General features: G+C 73.4%; 22 protein-coding genes. 10 read left to right on the forward strand and 12 right to left on the reverse strand.

Features of this window, described 5'->3' with window-relative positions:
• Window positions 1-168: 168 nt before the first annotated feature.
• The gene (locus tag E1281_RS04670) at window positions 169-750 is read right to left on the reverse strand and encodes a MauE/DoxX family redox-associated membrane protein (protein ID WP_165958786.1); all 582 of its coding nucleotides are present in this window, start codon (window positions 748-750) and stop codon (window positions 169-171) included.
• A gap of 62 nt (window positions 751-812) precedes the next feature.
• Here E1281_RS04670 and E1281_RS04675 point away from each other — a divergent pair, with 62 nt between their 5' ends.
• Complete coding sequence (locus E1281_RS04675) at window positions 813-1259, forward strand: S26 family signal peptidase (protein WP_131875881.1); 447 nt, start codon at window positions 813-815, stop codon at window positions 1257-1259.
• On the opposite strand, the gene E1281_RS04680 is transcribed toward E1281_RS04675, so the two are convergent.
• From E1281_RS04680 to E1281_RS04690, 4 genes are all read right to left on the reverse strand, one after another.
• Window positions 1247-3031, reverse strand: a complete 1785-nt coding sequence (locus tag E1281_RS04680; RefSeq protein ID WP_131875882.1) for an ABC transporter ATP-binding protein — start codon at window positions 3029-3031, stop codon at window positions 1247-1249. The two genes, E1281_RS04675 and E1281_RS04680, sit on opposite strands and share 13 nt — an antisense overlap.
• A 4-nt stretch (window positions 3032-3035) precedes the next feature.
• Window positions 3036-3605, reverse strand: a complete 570-nt coding sequence (locus tag E1281_RS39970; protein ID WP_165958787.1) for a hypothetical protein — start codon at window positions 3603-3605, stop codon at window positions 3036-3038.
• 126 nt (window positions 3606-3731) lie between these two features.
• A complete protein-coding gene (locus E1281_RS39975) occupies window positions 3732-3929 on the reverse strand; it encodes a hypothetical protein (RefSeq protein WP_165958788.1) in 198 nt (65 codons plus the stop codon).
• A 130-nt stretch (window positions 3930-4059) separates the two neighbouring features.
• On the reverse strand, window positions 4060-5040 hold the full coding sequence (locus tag E1281_RS04690; protein ID WP_131875883.1) for a helix-turn-helix domain-containing protein: 981 nt from the start codon (window positions 5038-5040) through the stop codon (window positions 4060-4062).
• 367 nt (window positions 5041-5407) lie between these two features.
• Between E1281_RS04690 and E1281_RS04695 the strand changes: the two genes are divergently transcribed.
• Window positions 5408-6490 carry a 3-oxoacyl-[acyl-carrier-protein] synthase III C-terminal domain-containing protein gene (locus E1281_RS04695; RefSeq protein ID WP_165958789.1) on the forward strand — a complete coding sequence of 361 codons (1083 nt, stop codon included), beginning with the start codon at window positions 5408-5410 and terminating at the stop codon, window positions 6488-6490.
• Window positions 6491-6523: 33 nt separating this feature from the next.
• On the opposite strand, the gene E1281_RS04700 is transcribed toward E1281_RS04695, so the two are convergent.
• The gene (locus tag E1281_RS04700; protein WP_207943095.1) at window positions 6524-8695 is read right to left on the reverse strand and encodes an MMPL family transporter; all 2172 of its coding nucleotides are present in this window, start codon (window positions 8693-8695) and stop codon (window positions 6524-6526) included.
• A 135-nt stretch (window positions 8696-8830) separates the two neighbouring features.
• On the opposite strand from E1281_RS04700, the gene sigJ reads away from it, so the two are divergent.
• Window positions 8831-9730 (forward strand): RNA polymerase sigma factor SigJ, encoded by a 900-nt coding sequence (sigJ, locus tag E1281_RS04705; RefSeq protein WP_243716585.1) that lies wholly within the window; start codon window positions 8831-8833, stop codon window positions 9728-9730.
• Window positions 9731-9747: 17 nt separating this feature from the next.
• Here the strand turns inward: sigJ and alc are convergent, their stop codons facing one another.
• Genes alc through pucL form a run of 4 tightly spaced genes read right to left on the reverse strand, consistent with a single transcriptional unit; the run spans window position 9748 to window position 14276 of the window.
• Entirely contained in the window at window positions 9748-10887 is a 1140-nt protein-coding gene (gene alc / locus E1281_RS04710) for an allantoicase (RefSeq protein WP_131875886.1), read from the reverse strand.
• Window positions 10884-12224: an allantoinase AllB gene (gene allB / locus E1281_RS04715; protein ID WP_131875887.1), complete on the reverse strand. Its 1341-nt coding sequence runs from the start codon at window positions 12222-12224 to the stop codon at window positions 10884-10886. Before allB ends, alc begins: the two co-directional genes overlap by 4 nt.
• Window positions 12221-13357, reverse strand: a complete 1137-nt coding sequence (locus E1281_RS04720; RefSeq protein WP_207943096.1) for a glycerate kinase — start codon at window positions 13355-13357, stop codon at window positions 12221-12223. The genes allB and E1281_RS04720 overlap by 4 nt, the downstream gene beginning before the upstream one ends.
• 16 nt (window positions 13358-13373) lie before the next feature.
• A complete protein-coding gene (gene pucL / locus E1281_RS04725) occupies window positions 13374-14276 on the reverse strand; it encodes a factor-independent urate hydroxylase (protein WP_131875889.1) in 903 nt (300 codons plus the stop codon).
• 146 nt (window positions 14277-14422) lie between these two features.
• Here pucL and E1281_RS04730 point away from each other — a divergent pair, with 146 nt between their 5' ends.
• Window positions 14423-14851 carry a hypothetical protein gene (locus E1281_RS04730; RefSeq protein WP_131875890.1) on the forward strand — a complete coding sequence of 143 codons (429 nt, stop codon included), beginning with the start codon at window positions 14423-14425 and terminating at the stop codon, window positions 14849-14851.
• A 10-nt stretch (window positions 14852-14861) separates the two neighbouring features.
• On the opposite strand, the gene E1281_RS04735 is transcribed toward E1281_RS04730, so the two are convergent.
• The gene (locus E1281_RS04735; protein WP_207943097.1) at window positions 14862-15950 is read right to left on the reverse strand and encodes a C45 family peptidase; all 1089 of its coding nucleotides are present in this window, start codon (window positions 15948-15950) and stop codon (window positions 14862-14864) included.
• Between the two features lie 98 nt (window positions 15951-16048).
• On the opposite strand from E1281_RS04735, the gene E1281_RS42790 reads away from it, so the two are divergent.
• The 5 genes from E1281_RS42790 (at window position 16049) to E1281_RS04760 (ending at window position 22218) form a co-directional block, all read left to right on the forward strand.
• Window positions 16049-16324, forward strand: a complete 276-nt coding sequence (locus E1281_RS42790; protein WP_207943098.1) for a hypothetical protein — start codon at window positions 16049-16051, stop codon at window positions 16322-16324.
• 102 nt (window positions 16325-16426) lie between these two features.
• Window positions 16427-18130: a sulfatase gene (locus E1281_RS04745; RefSeq protein ID WP_243716587.1), complete on the forward strand. Its 1704-nt coding sequence runs from the start codon at window positions 16427-16429 to the stop codon at window positions 18128-18130.
• Window positions 18131-18244: 114 nt separating this feature from the next.
• On the forward strand, window positions 18245-19243 hold the full coding sequence (locus tag E1281_RS04750; protein WP_131875892.1) for a glycoside hydrolase family 16 protein: 999 nt from the start codon (window positions 18245-18247) through the stop codon (window positions 19241-19243).
• A gap of 2 nt (window positions 19244-19245) precedes the next feature.
• Window positions 19246-20433, forward strand: coding sequence for a beta-1,3-glucanase family protein (locus tag E1281_RS04755; RefSeq protein ID WP_207943099.1), 1188 nt, complete (start codon window positions 19246-19248; stop codon window positions 20431-20433).
• A gap of 93 nt (window positions 20434-20526) precedes the next feature.
• Complete coding sequence (locus E1281_RS04760; RefSeq protein WP_207943100.1) at window positions 20527-22218, forward strand: phospholipid carrier-dependent glycosyltransferase; 1692 nt, start codon at window positions 20527-20529, stop codon at window positions 22216-22218.
• Window positions 22219-22226: 8 nt separating this feature from the next.
• On the opposite strand, the gene E1281_RS04765 is transcribed toward E1281_RS04760, so the two are convergent.
• Entirely contained in the window at window positions 22227-22805 is a 579-nt protein-coding gene (locus tag E1281_RS04765; protein ID WP_131875894.1) for a hypothetical protein, read from the reverse strand.
• A gap of 22 nt (window positions 22806-22827) precedes the next feature.
• Between E1281_RS04765 and E1281_RS04770 the strand changes: the two genes are divergently transcribed.
• Window positions 22828-24077: hypothetical protein (locus E1281_RS04770; RefSeq protein ID WP_131875895.1), on the forward strand; the 1250-nt coding region annotated here is incomplete at its 3' end.

The following is a 24077-nucleotide window of genomic DNA, read 5'->3' on the forward strand; positions in this document are numbered from 1 at the left end:
CTATGGCGATTTAAGACACGAAGTACGCATGGGTCAGCGGCGATCATCGCCGTTGACAGTGGCGGCTTCCCATGGATGCCGTGATGGACGGCCCGGGGAGCCGATGCTCAGCAGGCCGGCACTCCCCCGTTCCGGGGCGCCCGGCGCTCCGAAGGGGAACGGACGCGATCACGCCTGGTGCTTCCCGCCGCCCGCCCGCCGCTGACCGGCGGCCGCTTCGAGAACGGGCGGTTTCCGGAAGAGGTCGACGAGGTCGTCGAGACGCAGAATCAGCGCGGTCAGCGTGACCGCCACAAGGGCCGTGAGGGCACCACCGGCCATCCCGGGGGCCGGCCGGGTCTCCAGGAGGAGTGTCGCCAGCGCGCCGCACGCCAGCGCGATCAAAAGGAGGTTGCGGATCACATGGCGGGGTGCGGCCGGTGCGGCGGTCGCGCCGAAGCAGCCGCACGACGCCCCGGTGCCGCGCCGGACCGCCCTCACCAGCGCGACCGTGAAGCACGACAGCAGGCCGGCGGCGACCGCGAACCCGGTCGGCGACATCCCCGGCACGGTCAGCAGGACCACGGTCCCGGCCTCGGCGGCGACGGCCGCCCCCGCGAGCGGCCGAGCCCGCCGTGACGGCACCTCCAGCAGCGCGCGGGTCGCGTCCACGAATTCGCGGTACGCGTTTCGGCCACGGGTTTTGGATATGAGCGACACCACGAATATGCCGGCCAGTACCACCCGGCAGAACAACAGGTAATGAGCCAAAGCAGTGACCCCTTTCCACCACAGGTTCCCGTAATGCGTTCACAAATGGCTACAATGCTTTTATGCGGATCTCGCTGATCAGCCTGGGTGTGCTCGCGGTGGTGAGCGCTCTGGTGCTCCTTCTCCGCCGGGGGCTGCTCGTGAGCAGGGTGCGCGGGGGGAGCATGCTGCCGGCCTACCGGGACGGCGACGTCCTGCTCGCCGTCCGGCGCAGCCTGTTCCGGCGGCTCCGCGCGGGCGACGTGGTCGTCTGCCGGGTTCCCGAGGGATTCCACGTGCCGGGCGGCGGGGACGACCCGTTGCTGGTGAAGCGGGTCGCGGCCGTCGGCGGAGAGCCGCACCCGGCCGCCGACGAGGGCCGGGTGCGTGACGGCATGGTCCATGTCGTCGGCGACTCGGCCGATCACAGCCTCGACTCGAACGTGTTCGGCGCGCTGCCCGAGGCGCTCGTCGTCGGTGTGGTCTTGCGCCGCATGACGGGAGTAACACGGGCGCCTCAGTCCCGGTAGCCGTGCGCCTGCCGGTGGAACAGCCCGGCGTACCTGCCGCGTTCGCCGATCAGCTCCTGGTGGGTGCCGGCCTCGCTGACGACGCCGCCGTCGAGCACCACGATCAGCTCCGCCATCCGGACCGCGTTCAGCCGGTGGGAGACGAGCAGCCGCGTGCGGCCCTCGGTACGCCGGTGGATCACCCGGTGCACCTCGTACTCGGCCTCGGCGTCGAGACCCGCGCTCGGCTCGTCGAGGATCAGCAGGTCCCGGTCGGCGCGCATGAGCATCCGCGCCAGCGCCAGCCGCTGCCACTGCCCGCCGGACGGCATCACCCCGGTGCGGCCGCCGCCGTGCTCCGGTCCATGGGTGCGGCTGAGCATGGTGCCATAGCCGTCGGGGAGTTCTTCGATGGCGCCGTGGATCCCGGCCAGCTTCGCGGCCTCCCCGACCCTGGCCGGGTCGCCGAGGTGACGCAGATCGCCGAGGCCGATGTTCTCCACCGCGGTCAGGTCGTAGGTCATGAAGTCCTGGAACACGACGCCGATCCGCTGCCGCAGCGAGTCCGGGTCGAGCCCGGCGATGTCGGTGCCGTCCCACAGGATCCGGCCCTTGGTCGGCTCGTACAGGCGGGTGAGCAGCTTGACCAGGGTGCTCTTGCCGGCGCCGTTGAGGCCGACCACGGCGACGGAGTGGCGGCACCGGATCCGCAGGTTCACTCCGCGCAGCACCCAGGGCAGGTCGTCGCCGTACCGGAACCAGACGTCCTCGAAGGTGATGCCGTCACGCAGGGGCGGTGCCGCCGCGCCTTCCGCCGCGGCGGCCGGACCGGAGGCCACCAGGGCCCGGTAGTGCCCGACCACGAGCAGTGCCTCCTTGCCGACCGCGAGCTGCTGCACCGTGCCGGCCATCGCCAGCGCCATGGCGGGCAGGGCGGCGAGCGCCACGACGGTGTCGCCCGGTGTCAGCGTCCCGTTCATCGCGCTTCGTACGATCAGCGCCATGCCCACGCCGATCGCCGCGGCGGACAGGGCGTCGAGCCCGGCCTGGACCCGGAACACCCGCCACTCCAGGGCCCGCTCGGTGCGGATGATGGCGTCCAGCTCGCGGACCATCCGGCCGTGGAAGAAGTCGCCGAGACCGAATATCCGGGACTCCTTGGCGGCCTGGGGCTCGGCCTGCAACCGGGCGTAGAACAGGGTGCGGCGCTGCGCCGGGCTCAGCTCGACCTGCGTGGCGACCCGGCGGCGGGCCAACCGCAGATCGGCGACCAGCTGCGGAGCGACCGCCGCGCCCGCCAGCCCCGCGACGGCGGGACTGACCGCGATCAACGCCGCGACGAAGCCCGCCAGGGAGCCGGCGGCCTGCAGGAGTCCGCCGGCCGCCGTCACCAGCTGGTGCGGCGCGACCTGTCCTGCCCGCTGCGCGAGTTCGAGGCGGTCGTGGAAGCCGGGCCGCTCGAACACCGCCAGGCCGGGATGCCGGTTCAGCGCGGCGAACAGCTCGCTCTGCACCACGAACTCGATCCGCCGGCTGACGAGCTCCTGCAGGTACCGGAGCCAGCCCTGCCCGAGCTGCCCGAACAGGAACGCGGCCACCAGCCCGCCGATGAGCAGGACCCGCGGAACGTCGCCCTGGGAAGGCCGCCCCGCCAGGCCGTCGACGATCAGCTTGGTCAGCCACGCGGCCGTGACGGGGACGACGCCGAGAACGAGCGAACCGGTGAGGGTCACGAGCGCACCGGCCCGATGACCCCGCCAGATCAGCCGGACGGCCGTGCCGAGATCGCGCACTCCCTCAGCCGGCCGGGACGCCGGCCGGGAGATCCTCCCTGGCATCCAGCAGGTCGCGCAGGCCGGCGGAGAGCGCTCTGGGCGCGCCGTCCGCGCCGACGAGGTGGAAGGTCGGATACTCCTCCACCTGGAAGGCGCGCTGGATCGGGCCCGCGAACCGCTCTTCCACGATCACCGCGCCGTCCCCGACCTCGGCGCGGAGCGCGGCGGGATCCGCCTCCTCGCCCGGCACCAGGGCCGCCACGATCAGTACCTTCCCGCCCGTCTCCGCCGTGTGGCGCCGCAGCGCGGGCAGCTGGAGGCTGCAGGCGGAGCATCCATAGGTGAGGAAGGCCACCACCGACTCCTCGCCGACCAGCCAGTCGGCCGACATCGGTTCGCCGTCCAGCGACGTGGCGGAGAATTCGCCGACGTCGAAGTCCGCGGGCGACGGGCCCGCGAGCGGACGGCCGCGTTCCAGGCGGTGCAGGCGTTCCGTATGATCACGCAATCGGCGGGTCACTCCCAGCAGGACCAGAAGAATCAGCAGGCCGAGGCACGCGAGAATCACCACGGCCGCGATGAGAACCGTCATGGGCCCTTTCACCTCTCCCTTTCACCTCTCCGCGCGATGAACGCGTGGCGGCCTTCTGCGGTTCGGCAGCGGACGATTCTTCTCGTCCGCTGCCGCTCATCCGCGAACCACGCGGCGCCCGACCGCTCAGCAGGGTCCGATCTGCCTGCATACACAGCCGGAAAGCTCGTGACAGCAGCGGTACATGTCGATCCGCGAGCCCTGGACGCAGCACTTGTAGACGCAGGTCTGCCCCCCGCAGCTCAGGCAGGCGGCGTGCGCGTCGGCCGAGGGCACGATTCGCTCGACGATGCGGTCTGCGAGCCCCTTCAGAGATTTCGCCATGACGCTTCCCTCCTCCGGCCGAACCGAGGATCCGTTCTGTTCCGAATGGCATCGCCAATGGTCCATGGCCGGTCAGAGCCAGGATGCGGGACCGCGGCCGGGCCTGTCTTGCGGGTGAGCGCACAGGTCTTCAGCGTGCGTGCCCTGTCGTGTGCCGGCGCCGGAACTGGGCGGGTGACAGATCGTAGGCGGCGCGGAACGCCTGGCTGAAATGCGCGGGGCTGGAGAACCCCCACCGGGCGGCGATCGCGCTGATGCTGTGCGCGGCCAGCCAGGGGTCGGCCAGGTCGCGCCGGCACCGGTCCAGCCGGCGACCACGGATCCAGCCGCCGACGGTCCGGCCTTCGTCCTGGAAGAGCCGGTGCAGGTAGCGCGGTGAGATGTGGTGGGCCGCGGCGATGGCGCCCGGGGTCAGCTGGGAATCGCCGAGGTTGTCCTCGACGAAGGCGTAGATCTGGGCCAGCAGCGCTCCGCGCCTGCTCTGGGGCGGCAGCGCGCCGTGAACGTCCAGTTCATGGGCGAACACGGCGGTCAGAAGGTCGAGCGTCAGCGTGGACAGCCTGGCGGTGTCGGCCGGGCCGAGCTCCTCCATGTGCCTGACCAGCCGCAGGAGGAACTGCGAGGCCAGCGCACCCACGCCGTGGTCGCCCCGGACACGGCCCCCGGTCAGATCACGCAGGCCCCGCTCGGGCAGCGGAAGCGACGAGCGCGGGAACCGCAGCACCAGCGACCGGGCCGCGGAGTCTCCCGGCGCGAACCTCGTCGTGTAGGGACGGGAACTGTCGCGCAGGACCAGATCCCCGGTCCGCAGATCCGCCCGCCGACCGTCCTGCTCCCCGGTCACGGAACCGCGTAGGGCGCAGGTCACCAGGAACGCCTCGGGATCGGACCGGCGGATCAAGCTGGGCGTGCGGTGGACCGAGATCGGGGTCGTGGTCAGCAACGTCATCCGCACGGGGCCGAGCCCGGCGAATCCGGCCCGCGCCCCGAACCCGCCCTCCAGGTGCGGTTCGCAGCGCACTTCCAGGGGCACCCAGGCCTCCGCACTCACCTCGCGCCAGAAGGCGAACCGCTCCTTCGCCGGGACTTCGGCGGTACTGATCACGTCCATGAAACCCACCATGACGAAACGTCGCCGCCACGAGGCCGGAGCGCGCGTCACCCGAGAAGCGGTCCGGCGCGGCCCTGTGACGCCATGATCCCTGGAATGCGCCGGGCGGGCGTCACCATCACGTCGTATTCAGCTGTACGCATTCGGGAGTACCGCACCCATCGGGCACGTCTAGTTTTGTCCATTTGCGTCTGACCACGTCTAATACCGTCCAATGACGAGCCATTTTCAGTGGCCACTGACGTACGCCTCCAGAGGTACAGGCGCATGCTCCCCGTGCGGTATTGCGCGGCCGAAGCAGGAATGCAAGGCTTTCTTTTCTGGCACGTTATTCGGTCACCCGGCACCAGGTGAAGTGGGGTCTTCTGTGGATACGTTCGGCCGGAACCGCATCATCGCCGCCCGCGGGCACGTGCCCGCCCACCGGTACGACAACGCCGAGATCATGGCGGCCGTCAGAGGGTTGTTCCCGGACTCGGAATCCGTGCCGTTCGGGGACGAGGTGATCGGCCGGGTCTTCGGTAACTCGGGAGTGCGCACCCGGTATACCAGCGTGCCGTTGGAAGCCCTTTCGCCGCGGCCCGTCGAGCAGGCGCTGGCGCGGCAGCGGGAAGAGGTGGTCGAGCAGAGCGTCACGGCGGTCCGAGAGGTCATGGACGAGCTGGAGCTGGCGCCCGAGCGGGTCGACATGCTGGCGACGACGTCGTACACGGCGCTGGGCGCGCCCTCCCTGGACGTGGAGATCGCCACGGCCCTGGGGCTGCGCACCGACGTCCGGCGCGTCTCGATGCCGGCCGCCGGCTGCTCGGGTGGCGGCGCGATGACCGGGCGGATGCACGACCACCTCCTGGCCCATCCCGATCAGCTGGCGGTCGGGGTCGTCTGCGACCTGCCGTACTTCCTGTTCGGCACCGGGCCGATGACGATGACCCGGCTCGTCGAATCCGCGCTGTTCGGTGACGGCTGCGGCGTGATCGTCATGGCGGGTGCGGGAAGGACCGGCGCCCCGGCACCGGGCCCGTGGGTCGTGGACGCCCACAGCGCCTTCATCCCGGGAACCAGGCACATGGCCGGCTGGAGCGTCGGGGAGCAGGGCCTGCGCACCTTCCTGGAGCCGGGCACCGCGGAGATCTTCGAAGCGGCGGCGCCGCCGGCGGTCGGGAGCCTGCTGGGGCGCCACGGCGTGAAGGCCGGTGACATCGGGGCCTGGATATGCCATCCGGGCAGCGCGAAGGTTCTGGACCACGTCGCACGCGGTCTCGGTGTCGACCGCGGCGCCTTCCAGGTCTCATACGACGTCCTCGCGCAGAGGGGGAACATGGTCGGCGCCACGGTCGTGCACATTCTTCAGGAGGTGAACGCCACCCCGCCCCCCGAAGGCACGCTGGGCGTTCTCATGGCGTTCGGGCCGGGGCTGAGCTGCGAGCTGGCCCTGCTCCAGTGGGACTAGGCTCCGCCGGGACCGGCCCCGGCCCGGGCGTGCTCAGTGGCGTTCCAGTTCGACCTTCGGCAGCAGGCGGGCCAGTGGCGCCGGCAGCCACCAGGCGCGGCGGCCCATCAGTTCCATCGCCGCCGGAACGATCAGGCAGCGGATGATGACCGCGTCCACGAAGATCGCCACCGCGAAGCCGAACCCGGACTGCTGGAGCATCCGGTCGGAGCTGAGCATGAAGGCGGCGAAGATCACGACCATGATGGCGCCGGCCGCCGTGATCACCGAGCCGGTGTGGGCCAGGCCCTCCCGCACGGCGTGGGAGGGGTCCTTGCGCCCCGAGCGCGTCCACTCCTCGTGCATCCGGGAGATCAGGAAGATCTCGTAGTCCATGGAGAGCCCGAAGACGATGGCGAAGAGCATCACCGGCAGGTAGGCCTCGATCGGGCCGCCCTCGATACCGAACATGCCGTCCTGGTAGACGAGCTTCATCGCACCCAGCGCGGCGCCGATGCTGAGCAGGTTCAGCACCGCGGCCTTCAGCGGGATGAGCACCGAGCGGAACACCGCCGTCAGCAGGAGGATCGAGAGGCCGACGACGATGGCCATGAACAGCGGCATCCGGTCACCGAGCATGGCCGAGTAGTCCTCGAGCGTGGCCGTGGCCCCGCCGACCATGTACTGCGCGCCGCTCTGCGCGGACACCTCCGGCAGAACGTCGTCCCGCAGGGTGCCGACGAGTTCGGAGGTCCTCTCGTCCTGCGGCGAGTAGGCGGGAAACGCCAGGATGGTCGCGGCCTCGCCGTCCGGTGTGGGGATCGGCTTCGCGGCGGCCTGGACTCCGGGGGTGTCGTTCAGCGCCGTGGCCGCCGCCGCCGCGGCCTGCGGGCCGCCGTCGGTCACCACCAGCAGCGGGCCGTTGAACCCGGGGCCGAAGCCTTCGGACAGCAGATCGTACGCCTGCCGGCTGGTGCTGCCGGCAGGGTCGCCGCCCGCGTCGGAGAATCCGAGCCGTATCCCCAGCGCCGGAAGGGCGAGGGCGCCGAGGATCACCGCGCCCGCCAGCAGGGCGGCCAGCGGACGCCGCTGCACACCGGCGCCGAGCCGCCGCCAGCCGGCGCCGTCATCGGTCCTGCCCTTGGCCCTGCGCCGCTCGGCGCGCCGGGTGAACTGGCGGGCGAAGCGGGGGCCGAAGATCCCGAGCAGCGCGGGCAGCATGGTCAGGGAGGCGAGCATGGTCACCAGCACGGTCAGCGCGACCGAGAGCGCCATGCCCTGGATCGAGCCGATGCCCAGGGCGACGAGGCCGAGCAGGGCCAGCAGGACGGTGCAGCCGGCGAAGAACACCGAACGGCCTGCGGCGTCCATCGCGGTCACGGCGGCCCGCTCCGGGTCCGAGCCGCGCACCAGCTCGGCGCGGTACCGCGCGAAGATCAGCAGCGCGTAGTCGATGCCGACGCCGAGGCCGACCAGGATCATCACCGGCGGGGTCCACTCGGCGATCGTGAAGACGTGCGAGGCCACGATGATGCACCCGACGGTGGAGCCCACGGCGAACAGGGCGATCACGATGGGCAGCCCGGCCGCGATGAACGAGCCGAACATCAGGACCAGGATGACCAGCGCGGCCAGGATGCCCGCGCCCTCCGCGGCGCTGGTCCCGCCCTCCGCCAGCAACCGGGCCGCGTCGCCTCCCAGCTCGACCTGGAGCCCGGGGCCCGCGGCCTTCTGGGCGGTGTCGTAGATGCGCTGGGTGTCGGCCTTCGGCATGTCCTGCGACGGGACCTCCAGCGTCACGGACGCGTAGCCGACCGTGCCGTCCTGGGAGATGGCGCCCCCGCCCTCGTACAGGCTCTGGACCTGGCCCACGTTGGTCAGCCCGGCGACGTCGCGGAGCATGGCGCCCACGCGCCGCTGGACGCCGGGTTCGCGCAGTCCGCCCTCGGCGTGCAGGACGATCTCGATGGTGTCCCCGGCGTGGGCGGCGCCGTGCTCGGCCAGCAGGTCGGCCGCCTGCTGCGACTCGGTGCCGGGCAGGGAGTAGTCGTTGCGGTAGTCGTCGCCCGCGGCCGCCGCCGCGGTCCAGACGCCGGCCAGGACCGCCACCCACAGCAGCAGGGCGAGCCATCTGCGGCGATGGGCGAAGCTCGCGACGCGCGCGAACACCCCGCCCCGCGCGGGCGGCCGGATGTCCTCGTCTCGGTTCAGCTCGGCAAGTGTCATGATCTCTTTCCCGGAGGTGTCCTCTGGTGCCGCAGGTCGTCCTGGGCCTCTGCGCCCATGTGACGACCCGGCCCGCCGAGGTGTGACATGGCGCCGGCCGTGTCACATCCGGGCCCGCCGTGTCGTCTCCATGACGTGGAAACGACTGATCCGAACGCCGAGGAGCTGCTCGCGCGGGCCTTCGAGGACGACCGGCCGAGGCTGCTGAGGGTGGCGTACACGATGACGGGCTCGCTGGTCGAGGCCGAGGACTGCGTCCAGGAGGCGTGGCTGCGGCTGCGCGGGGTCGACGACCCGGCGTCCATCCGCGAACTCGGCGCCTGGCTGACGACCACCGTCAGCAGGCTGGCGCTCGACACCCTGACCAGCGCGAGGGCCCGCCGCGAGAAGTACGTCGGCACCTGGCTGCCCGAGCCGCTGGTCGAGACACCCTCCGCCGACCCCGCCGACCGGATCACGCTGGACGAGTCGGTGAGCATGGCGCTGCTCGTCGTCCTGGAGCGCCTCTCCCCCGCCGAGCGCACGGCGTTCGTGCTGCACGACGTCTTCGGCGTGCCCTTCCCCGAGGTCGCCGAGGTCGTCGGCCGTTCACCGGCGGCGGTGCGCCAGCTCGCCTCGCGGGCGCGCCGGCACGTCCAGGACGGGCGGCCGCGGACGCCGGCCACGGAGGCCGAGCAGCGGGAGCTGGTCGGGGCGTTCACGGCCGCCTGCCGGAACGGCGACCTGCCGGGGCTCATCGCGCTGCTCGACCCGGACGTCGTGATCCGCGGCGACGGCGGCGGCAAGGTCCGCACGCTCCAGCACATCGAGCGGGGGGCGGCGCGGGTGGCCTCCATGGTGCTCGCCGCCTACGCGCGCATGGCGGGCCCGCTGGACACCCTGCCCACCGAGGTCAACGGTGCGCCGGGGCTGCTGGTCCGGGACGCCGGAGGCGGGCTGGGCGTCATGGCGTTCACCGTGGACGCCGGGCGCATCACCGCGATCAACATCGTGCGCAACCCGGACAAGCTCGCGATGGTCCCGGACCTGCTCTGAGGCCGCGGCGCCGCAGGTCAGCCCCCGGACGGGTTTCCGAGCAGCCGTTCCAGGACGCGGGCGGGCAGTGCGTCGGCGGCGCCGAAGGGGCGGGCGCCCAGGAGGGCCCGGGCCTCGTCGGGGGCGGCTCCTCCGGAGAGGCTGAGGACGGCGGCGGCCTGGTCTTCGGGGAGGAGGTCCAGGAAGCGGACCATGGCGGCGGCGCGGGCTTCGCGGGTCAGGCTGCCGTGGACGCGGAGCCGCGCTACGCCGCCGTCGGGGTAGACGTCCAGGCGGACGCGGGTGACCGGGCTCGCGGCCGCCGCGCGGAAGTGGTGCCGGGTGTCCGGCTGCAGGCGGGTCTTCGGCAGGAGATCCACCCGGGCGTCGCCGTCCATGCCGGTCAGGGACGCCCAGCCTGGGGCGTTGCCCAGGTAGTAGGACGTGTCGATCTCGACGCGGTGGACCCGGGCGCGGCCGGCGAGGGCGACGGTGACGTGGTCGTTGCCGTCGTCGCGGCGGCGGGCGTTCTCCCAGCCGTCGCCCATGAGCCGTGAGCGGCCGGGCAGCAGGATGTTGCGCGGTGAGCTGTAGAACATGTCGGAGCAGGCCACGACGTCCCCGCCGGACTCCAGCGCGGCGAGGTCGACGGTGCCGTCCATGAGGCGGGGGTCGGGCACCGGCTCGCCGTGCACGCGGAACCGCGCCACGCCGCCGTCCGGGTAGATGGTGAGCCGGACGTGGGTGAAGCGGCGCGGGTCGGTGACGGAAAAGGCGTTCCGCATGTCGCCCTCGATGGGCGACTTGTGCACCAGGGTCTCCCAGGTCGCCCGTTGCAGCTCCTCGGGCGAGGGGTAGCCCTCGACGCCGGTCGCCTCCACCGACGCGTGGGGCGGGTGGTTGCCCGTGAACCACGCGGTGTCGATGACCACGCCGCGGACCACGCCGGGGACCCCGAGGCGCACGATCGCGTGGTCGGCGCCCGGTTCGCGGCGGCGGCGGGTCTCCCAGCCGTCGTAGGTCTTGCCCTTGTGCCCGAAGTCCGCGGCGGAGAAGGCGGCGGGTCCGGGCTTGATGAGGTTCTCGCGTTCGGCGAAGAACTCGTCGTTGGCGGAGACGACTCCGGCGGCGAGGTCGCGGCAGGCGAGGTCGGGCAGGGCGGTGAAGCCGGACGTCATGCTTCTCCTCTCGTCAGAAGCCGGCCGCGCGGTTCCCCGGCGATGTCGACCGGTGCGCCGCGCAGCCAGGCGGCGCGCACGGCGCCGGTCAGCTCGCGGGCGTCGTACGGGGAGATCCGGTTGCGGTGGTGCAGGCGCCGGACGTCCACGGTGAAGGTGTCGTCGGGGGCGAAGACGCAGAAGTCGGCGTGGCGGCCCACCTCGATGCGCCCCTTGCGGCGGAGGCCGGCCTGCCGGGCGGGGTGCGCGGCCATCCAGCGGGCCATATCGGTGAGCGTGTGGCCGCGGCGGCGCGCCTCCGTCCAGACGGCGGGCAGGGCGACCTGGAGGGACGCGACGCCGCCCCAGGCCTGGCCGAAGTCGCCGGTGTCAAGGCACTTCAGCTCGGGCGTGCACGGCGAATGGTCGGAGACGACCATGTCGATCGTCCCGTCGGCCAGGCCCCGCCACAGCGGCTCGCGGTTGGCCGCCTCGCGGATCGGCGGGCAGCACTTGAACTGGGTGGCGCCGTCGGCGATCTCCTCCGCCGCGAACACCAGGTAGTGGGGGCAGGTCTCCACGGTGAGCCGGACGCCGTCGCGCCGGGCCGAGCGGATCATGGGAAGGGCGTGCGAGCTGGACAGGTGCAGGATGTGCGCACGCGCGCCGGTCGAGCGGGCGAGCCCGATGACCTGGGCGATCGCGAGGTTCTCCGCGGCGCGGGGACGGGACGCCAGGAAGTCGCGGTACCGGGGGCCGTGCGCGGCGGGCGCCCGCTCGACGGCGCCGGCGTCCTCGGCGTGGACGATCATCGGCGCGTCGAGGTCGCGCAGTTCCCGCAGGGCGCGCTGGAGTTCGCCGGCGGTGAGGGGCGGGAACTCGTCGACGCCCGAGTGCAGCAGGAAGGACTTGAAGCCGAGCACCCCGGCGGCATGGAGCTCGCGCAGGTCCGGGAGGTTGCCCGGAACGGCGCCGCCCCAGAACCCGACGTCCACCCAGGCCCGGCCCGCGGCCGTGCCGCGCTTGACGTCGAGCGCGGCGGCGTTCACGGTCGGGGGCACGCTGTTGAGCGGCATGTCGACGATCGTGGTGACGCCTCCGGCGGCGGCGGCGCGGGTGGCGGTGGCGTATCCCTCCCACTCCGCGCGGCCGGGGTCGTTCACGTGGACGTGGGTGTCGACGAGCCCCGGCAGCAGCACCTCGTCCTCGCCGAGGTCCACGACCCGAGCCGCGCGGAGCGGCGCGTCCGGGGGCTCGACCGCCACGATCAGTCCGTCCCTGACCCCGACGCAGCGGGCCGCCTCGCCGGAGCCGGTGACCGCCCGCCGTGCGCGGATGAGGAGATCGAGATCCGTCATGCGTCGCCCCTCTCGGCGGCGAAGAGGCCGAAGTCGGCGGCCGGCCGCGCGGCCAGCCGTTCCAGCAGCGGCCCGGCCTCGCTCATGCGCCGCAGCGGATCGGGTTCGAGGTCGGTGATGGTGTAGACGCGGTCGATCCCCGCCGCGGCCAGCTCGGCGCCGGACAGGGAGGCGCGCCCGGCGACGGCCGCCACGGGGACGCCGGCGGCCGCGGCCGCGGCGGCGACCCCGGCGGGGGCCTTGCCGCAGAGGGTCTGCTCGTCCAGCGACCCCTCCCCGGTGATCACGAGCCTGGCCTCCCGGAGCAGGCCGGCGTATCCGACGAGTTCGAGGACGATCTCGATGCCGGGCCGCGGTTCCGCGTCCAGCAGGGCCAGGGCGGCGAACCCCACGCCTCCCGCGGCGCCCGCGCCCGGGGTGGCGGAGTGGTCGGTGCCGGTGGCCAGGGCCACCCGCGCCGCCCAGCGCGCCAGCGCGCGGTCGAGGAGCGCCACGTCATCGGGGCCCGCCCCCTTCTGCGGGCCGTAGACCGCGGCGGCGCCACGCGGGCCCAGGAGGGGGTTGTCCACGTCGCTGGCCAGGATGAACTCGGTCTCGGCGATCCTGGGGTGCAGGCCGCGCAGGTCGACGTCCGCGACGTCGAGCAGGCCCGCTCCCCCGGGCGCGGCATCGCCTCCGCCGCCCCGGCGGACGCCGGCGCCGAGCGCCCGCGCGAGGCCGGCGCCCCCGTCGGTGGACGCGCTGCCTCCCACGCCCAGCACGATCGTGCGCACTCCCGCGTCCAGTGCCGCCCGGATGACCTGGCCGGTGCCGTAGGTGCCGGCGCCGAGGGGGTCAAGGCGCCCGCCGGGGAGCCGGGACAGGCCGGAGACGTCGGCCATCTCGACGACGGCGACCCCGCCGCGCCGGGCGAACGCGGTGGCGACCGGCTCCCCGGTGGGGCCGACGGCGGTCACCGGCACCCGCTCGTACCCCGCGGAGAGCGCGGCTTCGAGCGTCCCGTCCCCACCGTCGGCGACCGGCAGCTCGACGACGTCCACGCCGGGCGCGGCGGCGCGCAGGCCCGCCGCGACATGCGCGGCCGCCTGGCGGGCGGACAGGCTGCCTTTGAACTTGTCCGGTGCGACGATCACGTGGCTCACGGGAGCCTCAGCAGAAACCGGGGACGGTGAGCCAGGCCTGCCCGGCGCCGGGTGCGTCGTCGCGGGTCACGGCTGCCTCGATGAGGCCGTAGGGCCGGTCGGCGGCGATGAACACCTCGCCCCAGTTGTCCAGGCCGAACGGCGACAGGTCCACCTCGAAGTGGTGCTTGTTCGGCGCGGAGAAGCGGATCTCGGCGACCTCCGGATGCCGTTCGAGGACGGCTTCGCCCATGGCGTACAGCGACTGCTGCAGGGCGAGGCTGCGCACCTCGGCGAACCGCTCCAGCAGCACCGAGCGGATCGACGCGTGGCGCTCGTCGAAGTCGGCGTCCGTGCCGTCGTAGCGCCAGCGGGCCACGAGCGAGGTGGCGAGGACGCGGTCGCCGGTCTCGGCGAGGGTCGTGTACCCGTCCTTGAGGAACCCCGAGAACTCCGATCCGGTCGTCTTGGCGATGACGAGGTCCTGGACGCCGGAGACGACCCACGCCCGCCGGGCGGCGCCCTGGCCGGCGACCGTGACGATCGTGGTCCGCGTCTCGCCGCCGCGCCGGACGAACGAATGGTCATGCCCCTCGCCGCCGGACGGGATCCGGTCCCAGGCGTACTCCTCGATCTCGATGCGGGCGCCGTCGGCCCTCGGGACCTGCGCGACGAAGTGGTCGGCGAGCCTCAGGCCGAACTCCTCGATCGTGCCGACGCCCTCCTTGGCGAACGCGAACACCGTGTTCTTCTGCGTGTCGGTCGGCAGCACGCCGGACTGGTCGCCCGGATCGTGCGCCGCGGTGAAGTCGCCGCGCAGCGACGTCGACACGTTCAGGTCGCGCACCTCGTGCCGGGCGGTCTCGCGGTGGACGCGGAACACCCTGATCTGCGCCTTGCCGTACTGGTTGGGGCCCAACACGATTCCCATGGCACCAGCTCCCTCGGTAGGTGCATGCAGGCAGATTAGCCCCAGGCGGCCTCACGGCGATCTCGCCTGACCGGCTCCCCCGGCATGAGAGGATGGAAACGTCGTTTCCCTCAGGAGGTCGCCCGTGCGGTATCCGATCATCGGCTGTGGCCATATCGGCACGGAGCCGGCGCGGCGCTGGACGTCCGCCGGTCACCGGGTGCGCCGACACGCTCACCGCGAGCGCCCGGACGGCCGTCGCCGCGCATCCGCGGGTGGTGTTCACCGGCTCGTCCTCGGTCTACGGTGCGGGCGAGGGCGCCCTGATCGACGAGGGGACCCCGGCGACCACCGACGCCGACGCCGCGCTCGACTTCGTCGTGGCCCGGGACCTGACGGGCGTGTACAACGCCGTCCCGGACGAGACCGTCCCGCCGACGAACGCGGAGGCCTTCGGGGAGATCTGCGCGGCCGCGGGCCTGCCCGGCCTCACCTTCCGCGGCGAGATCAAGACCCCGGCCGTCCCCGTCACCTCCGCGAAGCTGCGCGCCGCGGGCTTCGCCTTCGCCCACTCGGCCGAAGGCGCCACCGGGTAGCGCCCAGAGGTCACACGTCCCTCGGGTACCGCCGCCAGGAGGCCTGGGTGGCGAGGCACGGTCCGCCCTTGTGGATGTCCAGGGCGCCCGCGTCCACGTCGAGGCTGATCGTCGCGAGGGTCTCCCAGCGAGGCCGGGACGGGTCGGCGGACGTGGGATGCGCGCACACCGGCGCGTCGCCGGGAGCGTGACCGATCAGGGCGTCGGCCCGCTCCCGAGGTGTCGGCGCCGTCAGCGCCCGCGTGCGGGAGCGCAGGTGGCCGAGGCGGGCACGCGAGCCGGGGAGTTCGTCGCCGCCCGCTTCGCCCGCCGCGAGCCCCGGATCCTCGAAGTGGTTGGTGTGCAGGAGGACTCCGTCCCGGTCCGGCGGGACCACGCCCACGCCGTCCGGGCAGATCTCCAGGGTGGCGGCTCGGCCGCGCCGGCCGTCGTAGGTGACGACGGTGATCGCGGTGGACGCGGAGGTACGGGCCGAGCGGGCGATGCGCTCGGCGTCCTCCAGCGTCGCCGCCTCGTCCAGGACGCGGCGCGCGATCATGTGGACGGGAACGCCGGTCGCGCCGCCGTCGGAGGCGTGCCCCAGGATGTTGAAGTGCACGCCGAGCCCGGCGCCGTTGACGCCCACCTTGGCGAGGGCGCCGAACTCCGTGAAGGTCCGCACGCGGTGGCCGGGGCGCGGCTCGTACGCCCACACGACGGGGACGTCGCGCATCACGTCGTGCCAGTCCCAGGTCTGGACGGTGCGGGGCGGCGCGCCGTCCGGGAGGACGACCGCCGTGCTGCATTCGCTCCGGACCGGCGCGTTCAGGGCGGCCAGGATCTCGGTGCGGGCGTTGACGGACGCGATCCGCCAGGGTTCGAGGCCCGCACCGGCGGCGATGGCGCGGATCTCGGCACCGAGCGGCGGCGCCCACGCGGTCGTCTGCGCGAGGGCCTCCTCGCTCAGGGCGCGTACCCGTGCGGTGCCGCCGCCGAGGGTCTCGAACAGCGTCATGTAGCCGGTGTGCGCGGCGGCGATCTCGGTGCTCCAGCGCACGCCGAACTCCCGGCCGCGCTCGGCGGGTCCGGATCGGGCTGAGACGAATTCGGGGAAGGTCACGTCTCTCTCCTCGGGTGGCCTCCGTTCATCATGCCCCCGGACGCGCCGCCACTGCCCGATGTTCGCGGCGACGATCTCGTTCATCGGAGGTGTGGGCGGTGAACCGTGCGGGACGGTCGATGCCGGTGAGCTCGCCGACGACCGTGTACCGGCCGAACGCCGGGCCGATCGTGTACTCGCTCGGCCTCGGCGACCGGCTCGTCGGGCGCGGCGTCTCCACGCTCGCCGACGGCGAAGTGGCCGCCTGCGGCCCGCCCGGCGACGTCCTCACGGCCGATCTCCTCACCGGCGTCTACCGGCACGGCGTCGGGGTCCTCCCGCATCCGCGCACCGGCCGGCCGCTGGTCCTCCCGCACCGCCCCGCCTCCCGGTGACGACCGCCTCCGGCTGAAAGGGTGGCGGCGTTGAACCGGACGCCGCCGGTTCGACGTGCTGTGGGTGTCGCGTCAGCGACGGGGGACCGGACCTGGGAGGACGTGCTGACCACCGATAGCCGCCTGGAGCGGGCAGAAGAAAGGCCGCCGGAAGAAGAGGAGACCGGCCTCGCGGGCGAAGCCGCCGCGGAGCCGGGGCGCCGGCGGTGGCGGCCGGTCGCGGGCCGGGCGGTCACCGCGGCGGCGTTCCTGTTCGTGCTGGCCGCGCTCGTCGCGCCGGTCGAGTCCTCCCATCTGGTCCCGGAGGCGTTCGCGCGGATCCCCGTGGAGGGGGTCGCCGGCGTCCTCCTCATTCTCGCCGCGCCGGCGAGGGCCAGGCGGTACGCGGCCGGGGCCGCGGGGGCGGTCCTGGGAGTGCTGACCGTGCTGAAGGTCATGGACATCGGTTTCGAGGCGGTGATGTTCAGGCGGTTCGATCTCGTCCTGGACTGGCCGCTGCTCGGCCCCGCCGTCGAGTTCGTCGAGGGGTCGGCCGGGCGGGCCGGGGCGGTCGGCGCGGTGGTCCTGGCGGTCGTGCTGGCCGTCGCCGTGGTCGCGCTCATGTCGCTGTCGGCGCTGCGGCTCGCCGGCGCCGCCGCCCGCCACCGCCGGACGGCGGCCGGATCGGCCGCCGTCCTGGGCATCGCCTGGGTCGTGTGCGCCGCGCTGGGTCTCCAGTTCGTCCAGGGGGTGCCGGTCGCGTCCCGGAGCGCCGCCGTCCTCGCCTACGACCACACGCTGCAGGTGCGGTCCAGCCTGAACGACGGGGAGGAGTTCGCCAAGGCCGCCGCAGTCGACGCGTTCCGGGACACGCCGCCCGACCGGCTGCTGACCGGGCTCCGCGGCAAGGACGTCGTCCTGGCGTTCGTGGAGAGCTACGGCCGTTCGGCCGTGGAGGCCCCCGAGTACGCGCCGCACATCGGCTCCGTGCTGGACGCGGGCACGCGGAACCTCGGCGAGGCCGGGTTCTCCGCGCGCAGCGGATGGCTCACCTCCCCCACGGCGGGCGGCGGGAGCTGGCTGGCGCACGCCACCCTGCTGTCGGGCCTGTGGGTCGACAACGAGCAGCGCTACCGCACCCTCGTCAACAGCGACCGCTTCACCCTCAACCACGCGTTCCGCCGCGCCGACGCGCGGACGGTCGCGCTCATGCCGGCCATCACCCGGGCGTGGCCGGAGGGCGGGTTCTACGGCTACGACAAGGTGTACGACAACCGCAACCTCGGCTACCGGGGGCCGCGCTTCAGCTTCGCCACCATGCCCGACCAGTACACGCTCTCGGTCCTCCAGCGCACCGAGCTCGCCGCGGACGACCGTGCCCCGGTGATGGCGGAGACGGCCCTCGTGTCGAGCCACGCGCCGTGGGCGTCCATCCCCGAGATGATCCCGTGGGACGCGGTCGGGGACGGGTCGGTCTTCCAGGGCATGGGCAAGGGCTACGACGCGCCCTGGCCCCCGGCCGGGCGGATCCGCACCGAGTACCGCAAGTCCGTCGAGTACTCGCTGAACGCGCTCATCTCCTTCATGGAGACCTACGGCGACGAGGACACCGTGCTCGTCTTCCTCGGCGACCACGAGCCCGCGCCGGTCCTCACCGGTCCGGGCGCCGGGCGCGACGTGCCGGTCACGATCGTCGCCAAGGACGAGGCGGTCCTGGAGCGGATCTCCGGGTGGGGCTGGCAGGACGGACTCAAGCCCGCGAAGGACGGCCCCGTCTGGCCGATGAACGCCTTCCGCGACCGGTTCCTCACGGCTTTCGGCGGATGACCCGATTGGCGGGACGGCATTCCGGGAATGGACAGTGCTGATCAGCTCCGCCAGTGCTGATCAGCTCCGCAGGTGCCGACCCACCTCCCCGCCAACTCCTGTGGAGGCTTCACAATGCCGTACCCACCCCTGCGGCGGCGCTCCCGCATGCCCCGGAAAGCCCGCCGCCGCACGCTCGTCACGGCGGTGTGCACCGCCGTTCTCACCACGGGCCCTCTCACCACGGGCGCGCTCCTCACGACCGCCGCCTCGTCGCCGCCACCGCCCCCGCCGGGCTGGAGCCTGGTCTGGAGCGACGACTTCGACGGCGCCGCCGGCTCGCCGCCGTCCCCGCAGAACTGGATCATCGACACCGGCCACGGGTACCCCGGCGGCCCGCCGAACTGGGGCACCGGGGAGATCCAGCGGTACACCGCCGACCCCGCGAACGTGAGCCTGGACGGCACCGGGAACCTGAAGATCACCGCGATCAAGGGGGCGTCCGGAGAATGGACGTCGTCCCGGATCGAGACGCGGCGAACGGACTTCAAACCGGCCGAAGGCCGCGTCCTGCGGATCGAGGGACGGCTCCAGATGCCGAACGTCACCGAAGCCGAGGCGCTCGGCTACTGGCCCGCGTTCTGGGCCCTCGGCTCCCCCTACCGCGGCGACTACCAGAACTGGCCGTCCATCGGTGAGTTCGACATCATGGAGAACGTCAACGGGATCAATTCCGTCTGGGGCGTCCTGCACTGCGGGACGAATCCCGGCGGCCCCTGCAACGAGACCAGCGGGATCGGCGCGAGCCGCGCCTGCCCCGGCTCGGCGTGCCAGTCGGCGATGCACACCTACCGGTTCGAATGGGACCGCAGCGTGTCCCCGAACCGGCTGCGCTGGTACGTCGACGGCGAGCAGTACCACAGAGTCGGCGAGGACCGGATCGGCGCCGCCGCGTGGAACGACATGACCGGCCACGGGGGCTACTTCCTGCTGCTGAACCTCGCGATGGGCGGCGCGTTCCCGAACGGCGTCGCCGGCCACGCGACGCCGACCGCGACCACGGTGTCGGGCCGCTCCATGCTCGTCGACCACGTCGCCGTCTGGCAGAGCGGCGCCACGGCGGGGAGGCGATGACGGTGCGCGCATCAGGAAAGGCGTTCCGCCTCCTCGCGGTCGTCCTGGCGGGCGTCGTCGCGCTCGCCCCGCTGTCGCCGGTGCGGGCCGCCGCGCCGGACGTGCTGCCGCTGAACGTCACGAACGACTCGGGGCGTCCCGGCCAGGTGCACCTCTACGTCGTCGGCGTGAACACCAACACGGGCCGGCTCGGGTACGTCGACGCGTCCGGGACGTTCACCCCGTGGCCGGCCGGGTCGCTCCCGCCGAGCCCCGCCCCGGACGTCTCGATCAGCGGCCCCGCGAACGGCGCGACCACCACGCTGCGCGTCCCGCGCGGCATCTCGGGACGCGTCTACTTCTCGTTCGGGGAGAAGATCGACTTCTTCCTCACCCCGGACGGGCTCGTGCAGCCGGCACCGTGGAACCCGAGCGACGCCAACCACGACCTCCTGTTCGACTGGAGCGAGTTCACTTACAACGACGACGGGCTCTGGCTCAACAGCTCGCAGGTCGACATGTTCAGCGTCCCGCATTCCGTCGCGGTCACGAACGCGGCGGGGGCGACGACGCGGACGGGCGTGCTCGTCCCGGACGGGCGCGAACGCGTCTTCAACGCGGTGCAGGGCCAGGCAGGAGGCTGGTCCGGCCTGATCACCACGCGTCCGGACGGGCTGCGGCTGCGCGTTCTGTCACCGGCGAAGGGCATCGACGCGGGCGTCTTCGACTCCGCCTACCTCGACGGCTACATCGGCAGCGCGTGGGACGCGTACAGGTCGCAGACGCTGACCGTCGTGCCGTTCCAGCACGAGCCGGGAAAGCGGTTCTCCGGCCGGACCGGCGCGGACGGCGTCATGCGGTTCACCGACGGCACGGGCGCCGTCGTGGCCTCGTTCCAGAGACCGACGACGAAGGACGTGTTCGGCTGCGACGGCAGGCTCCACGCGCCCAACGACGCCGTGGTGGGCCCGATCGCGCGGACGCTGTGCGCGGCGCTCCACCGCTCGACGCTCGGATACCTGCACACCCAGCCCACCTATGACGCGGGCCAGTTCTACACGCGCGACATCACCAACCACTACTCGCGGATCGTCCACGCGAACATGGCCGACGGCCGGGCCTACGGGTTCCCGTTCGACGACGTCGGCGGATTCGAGTCCCTCGTCCACGACGGCGATCCGTCCTCCGCGGCGATCGGGTTGACCCCGTGATGACGAGCACCGTGGTGAACAGAACCGTGGTGAACAGAACCGTGGTGAACAGAACCGTGGTGACATGACCCGTCACGGTGCCAGGGTGGTGGTGTGACCTCGCTGTCCGCCGAGCCCGGACGGCCGCCGGCGTCACCCCGTGAGACGCCGGCGGGCCGTTTCCGGGCGCTGCGGCGGCCCCGGCGGTGGCTGCCCGCCCTCGCCGCGGCGGCCCTGCTGGCCCAGATGGCGGCCGCCATGCTCGCGACGGCCGTCCGGCAGTCCCCGACCATCGACGAACCGGTGTACGTGGGGACGGGCGTCGTCTACCTGTACGAGCACGACCTGCGCCACAACCCCGAGCATCCCCCGCTGGGCAAGCTGCTCATCGGCGCAGGGCCCGCGCTCGCCGGCGCGCATCTCGACACCGCCTTCACCGGCGACCAGCAGGAGGTCGGGCAGCATCTCCTGTACGCGTCGGGCAACGACGCGCAGCGGGTCCTGCTGGCGGCGCGGGTCCCGGTCATCATCCTGACGCTGCTGTTCGGGCTGGTCGTGTTCGCCTTCGCCCGCGACCTCGCCGGGCCCCTCGGCGGGGTCGCGGCGCTCGCGCTGTACGCGTTCTCCCCCGACGTCATCGCGCACGGATCGCTGGCCACGCTCGACGTCCCCATGGCCGGGTTCCTGCTGACGGCGGTGTGGCTGCTGTGGCGGGCACGGCGGCGTCCACGGCTCTACCTGCCGCCGGCCGGGGCGGCGCTCGGCGCGGCGGTGGCCACCAAGATGAGCGCGCTGGCGGCGGTCCCGGTCCTGTTGGGCCTGGTGGCCCTGTCCGTGTGGGCGTCCGGGCGGGCACGCGGCCCCGTCCCCACGAGACGTCTCCTCGTCCTCTGCGTAGTCTCGGCGGCCGGCGTCGCGGTGGTGGCCGTCGCGGTCGTGTGGGCGAGCTACCTGGCCGTCGACCCGCGGCTGCGCTGGACGGCTCCCGGGGACGTGCCGCCCGTCGGCGGGCTGCGCGGCCTCGCGACCGGCTGGCTGCCGTTCCCGGAGGCGTTCCGGGACGGGATGCGCGTCCAGTTCGCTTTCGAGGACAGGCAGTGGACGGGCTTCCTGTTCGGCCGCGTCTACCTGGGCTCCCTCTGGTACTACCTCCCCGCCGCACTGCTGGTGAAGACGCCGCTCGGGATGCTCGCGCTGTGGGCGGCGGGCATCACCGCGCTCCTGGGCCTGTCCCGGCTCCGTCCCGCCGCGCCGTACGTCCTCGCCCCCGGGGCCGTGCTGCTGGCCGCGGCCATGACGGGCGCCCGCGACCTCGGCGTCCGGTACGCCATGTTCATCCCGATATTCCTGGCCGTGGCCGCGGCCGGCGCGACCCTCGTCCGATGGCGGTGGGCACAGGTCGCGGCCGGAGCGCTCGTGCTCCTCGTCGCGGTGAGCTCGCTACGGGCCGCCCCGTACTACCTGCCCTACTCCAACGAGGCGTTCGGCGGCCCGCCGAAGACCCACCTGCACCTGCACGACTCCAACGCGGACTGGGGCCAGGAGCTCGGCGCCCTCGCCGACCGGCTCCGGGACCGGTACCCCGGCGAGAAGGTCTGGCTCGCCTACAAGGGCAGCGGCGTCCCGTCCTACTACGGCATCGAGGCGTCCGACCCTCTCCTCGTGCCGCCGGGCGAGGTCCACGGGCTGCTGGTGGTGTCGAACAGCTGGATCGCCAAGGCGGACCCGCGGCTGACCCCGCTGACCGCCACCAGCGAGCGGGTCGGCGAGGTCGGCCACTCCATCACGATCTTCCGCCGCCCGTAGCTCCCGGGTCAGCGGCGGTGGGAGTGCGCCCGGGACCAGAGCGCCGTCCAGCCGCCGGCGGCTAGCCAGGACGCCGGTACGCGCAAGCCGTGCGCGGCGATCTGGTCCCAGAAGGCGGTGGTGTCGGCGCCGAGTTCCCGGGCCAGGGGCATGGCGCTCCCCCACGCGCCGTCGTCGAGCGCGGTGGCCGGGTAACCGGGGACCGCGGTCTTCTCGGGTGCCGTCACGGGGGCCAGCTCGATGTCCGGGGCGTCGCAGGTCACCGTGATGGCGAGCGCGCAGAGGAGCGGCTCGGTCGCGCGCCGGGCGAGGGCGCGGGCGATGGCCGGATCGTCCTGGACGGCGAGCCGCCCGATCGCCCGGCGCGTCCGGCGAGCCGCCAGGTCGAGGTCGTAGGCGTCGGCGATGGCGGGAAGCCTGATGAGCCTGCGCAGGGTCTTCGGGAGCGGCGGTTCCTCCAGGAGGAGCGGGAGCTGGTCGAAGCGGGCGCGCAGGGCCGGGTCCAGACCTTCCAGCGCCGCGCCGAGGGGGCGGACCCCGGTCGCCGCCCAGAGCCCGGCCAGGTCGGCCGGGCCCGAGCCGAGCACCGGGAGTGCCCTTGGCCCGGTCGTGCCCGTGCAGGCGGGCGAGCGCGTCGGCCAGGTCGGCGTACCACAGCAGGTCGCCCACCGTCTCCACGGCGGCCGGGTCCTCCCCGGGGGCGAGGCGCTCGTGGAGCGGCGCGGCGCCCGCCAGGAGCGTGGACGACCAGGGCGGGATGCCCGTCCGTTCGTCAGGGACCCGTCCGTACCCGGCCGCCTCGCGCCAGTCCGCCAGTCCCGCCGCCGCCCACTCGCGCAGCGTCCCGTCGCGGCTCCCGAGCATGTCGTCCATGACGCGCTCGATGTCCTCGATGACCAGGAGGGCGTAGGCGCGGGCGGACGTGAGGCGGGGCTTGAAGTAGGTGGCGAACCTCGCCTCGTCCGGCAGCCCTCCGGAGAGCCCGCGGTCGATGCCGCGGACGTGCGCGGCCGGGCGCGCCGGAAGGCCGGTGAGGCCGGGCACGCGCCGCGCCGAAGCGGTCGCGGCCCCGTCGACGACCTGTGCCGCCGCCGCCCGGACGAGGTGGGCCGAGCGTTCCAGCCCGTCCCTCGGTCCGTGGTCGGCGACCGCCGTCGCGGTCCGCAGCAGCGCGGTGGCGCCGAGCGCGTCCTGGAAGAGCCGGTCGAGGCGGTCGCGCCAGTACTCCTCGGGCGGCGTCCACCGGGCGGCGTCGGCGACGGACGGGTTCTCCGCCGTGCCGTAGGCCCGCCTCAGCAGCCGCAGGATCTGCTCGTCGTCGTCATGGCGGCGCCGCTCGCGCAGGTCCGGGACCCGGTCGCGGCGGCCCTGCGTCGCCAGCCGCCGCGCGCGCCGCGCGATCCCCTCGTGGTGTTCGAGGACGCGCTCCCACAGGTCGAGGATCAGGTCGAGCCTGCGAGGCCGCGGCAGGGTTTCGAGGACCTGCCCCAGGTACCGCCCCAGCACCGAGGGCAGGCCGCCCGGGACGACGTCGGCGTCCGGGGGCTCGTCCAGCGCGAGGACCCGTTCCAGTTGCTCGGGCCCGAGCACGTCGCTGGCGGCCACCGCCAGATGGAGCGCGGCCCAGCGCCCCTCCTCCACGGCCTTTCCGGCCGCCGCGCCGACCCGCCTGGTGACCGCGGGCCCGAACAGCGCCACCAGGAACCCGGCCCGGTCCCCCAGCCGCCGCGCGCCCCGCAGGCCCACGACCCGAAGGGCCGCCAGGACCGCGTCCCGCTGGTCGCCGCGCGCCCCGTCCAGCCGCGCGGACCGGAACCCGGCCCCCAGCTCGACGCCCGCCCCGGCCGCGACCACTCCCC

Source organism: Actinomadura sp. KC345 (assembly GCF_004348515.1).
Taxonomy (GTDB): domain Bacteria; phylum Actinomycetota; class Actinomycetes; order Streptosporangiales; family Streptosporangiaceae; genus Spirillospora.

What these genes read in the sequence shown, in the direction of transcription:
- allB (WP_131875887.1), bottom strand. Translation starts at nt 12,224, where the DNA reads ATGACGGATCTCGATCTCCTCATCCGCGCACGGCGGGCGGTCACCGGC.
- alc (WP_131875886.1), bottom strand. Translation starts at nt 10,887, where the DNA reads ATGACGTCCGGCTTCACCGCCCTGCCCGACCTCGCCTGCCGCGACCTC.
- E1281_RS04700 (WP_207943095.1), bottom strand. Translation starts at nt 8,695, where the DNA reads ATGACACTTGCCGAGCTGAACCGAGACGAGGACATCCGGCCGCCCGCG.
- E1281_RS39970 (WP_165958787.1), bottom strand. Translation starts at nt 3,605, where the DNA reads ATGACGGTTCTCATCGCGGCCGTGGTGATTCTCGCGTGCCTCGGCCTG.
- E1281_RS04675 (WP_131875881.1), top strand. Translation starts at nt 813, where the DNA reads ATGCGGATCTCGCTGATCAGCCTGGGTGTGCTCGCGGTGGTGAGCGCT.
- E1281_RS04690 (WP_131875883.1), bottom strand. Translation starts at nt 5,040, where the DNA reads ATGGACGTGATCAGTACCGCCGAAGTCCCGGCGAAGGAGCGGTTCGCC.
- pucL (WP_131875889.1), bottom strand. Translation starts at nt 14,276, where the DNA reads ATGGGAATCGTGTTGGGCCCCAACCAGTACGGCAAGGCGCAGATCAGG.
- E1281_RS39975 (WP_165958788.1), bottom strand. Translation starts at nt 3,929, where the DNA reads ATGGCGAAATCTCTGAAGGGGCTCGCAGACCGCATCGTCGAGCGAATC.
- E1281_RS04750 (WP_131875892.1), top strand. Translation starts at nt 18,245, where the DNA reads ATGCCGTACCCACCCCTGCGGCGGCGCTCCCGCATGCCCCGGAAAGCC.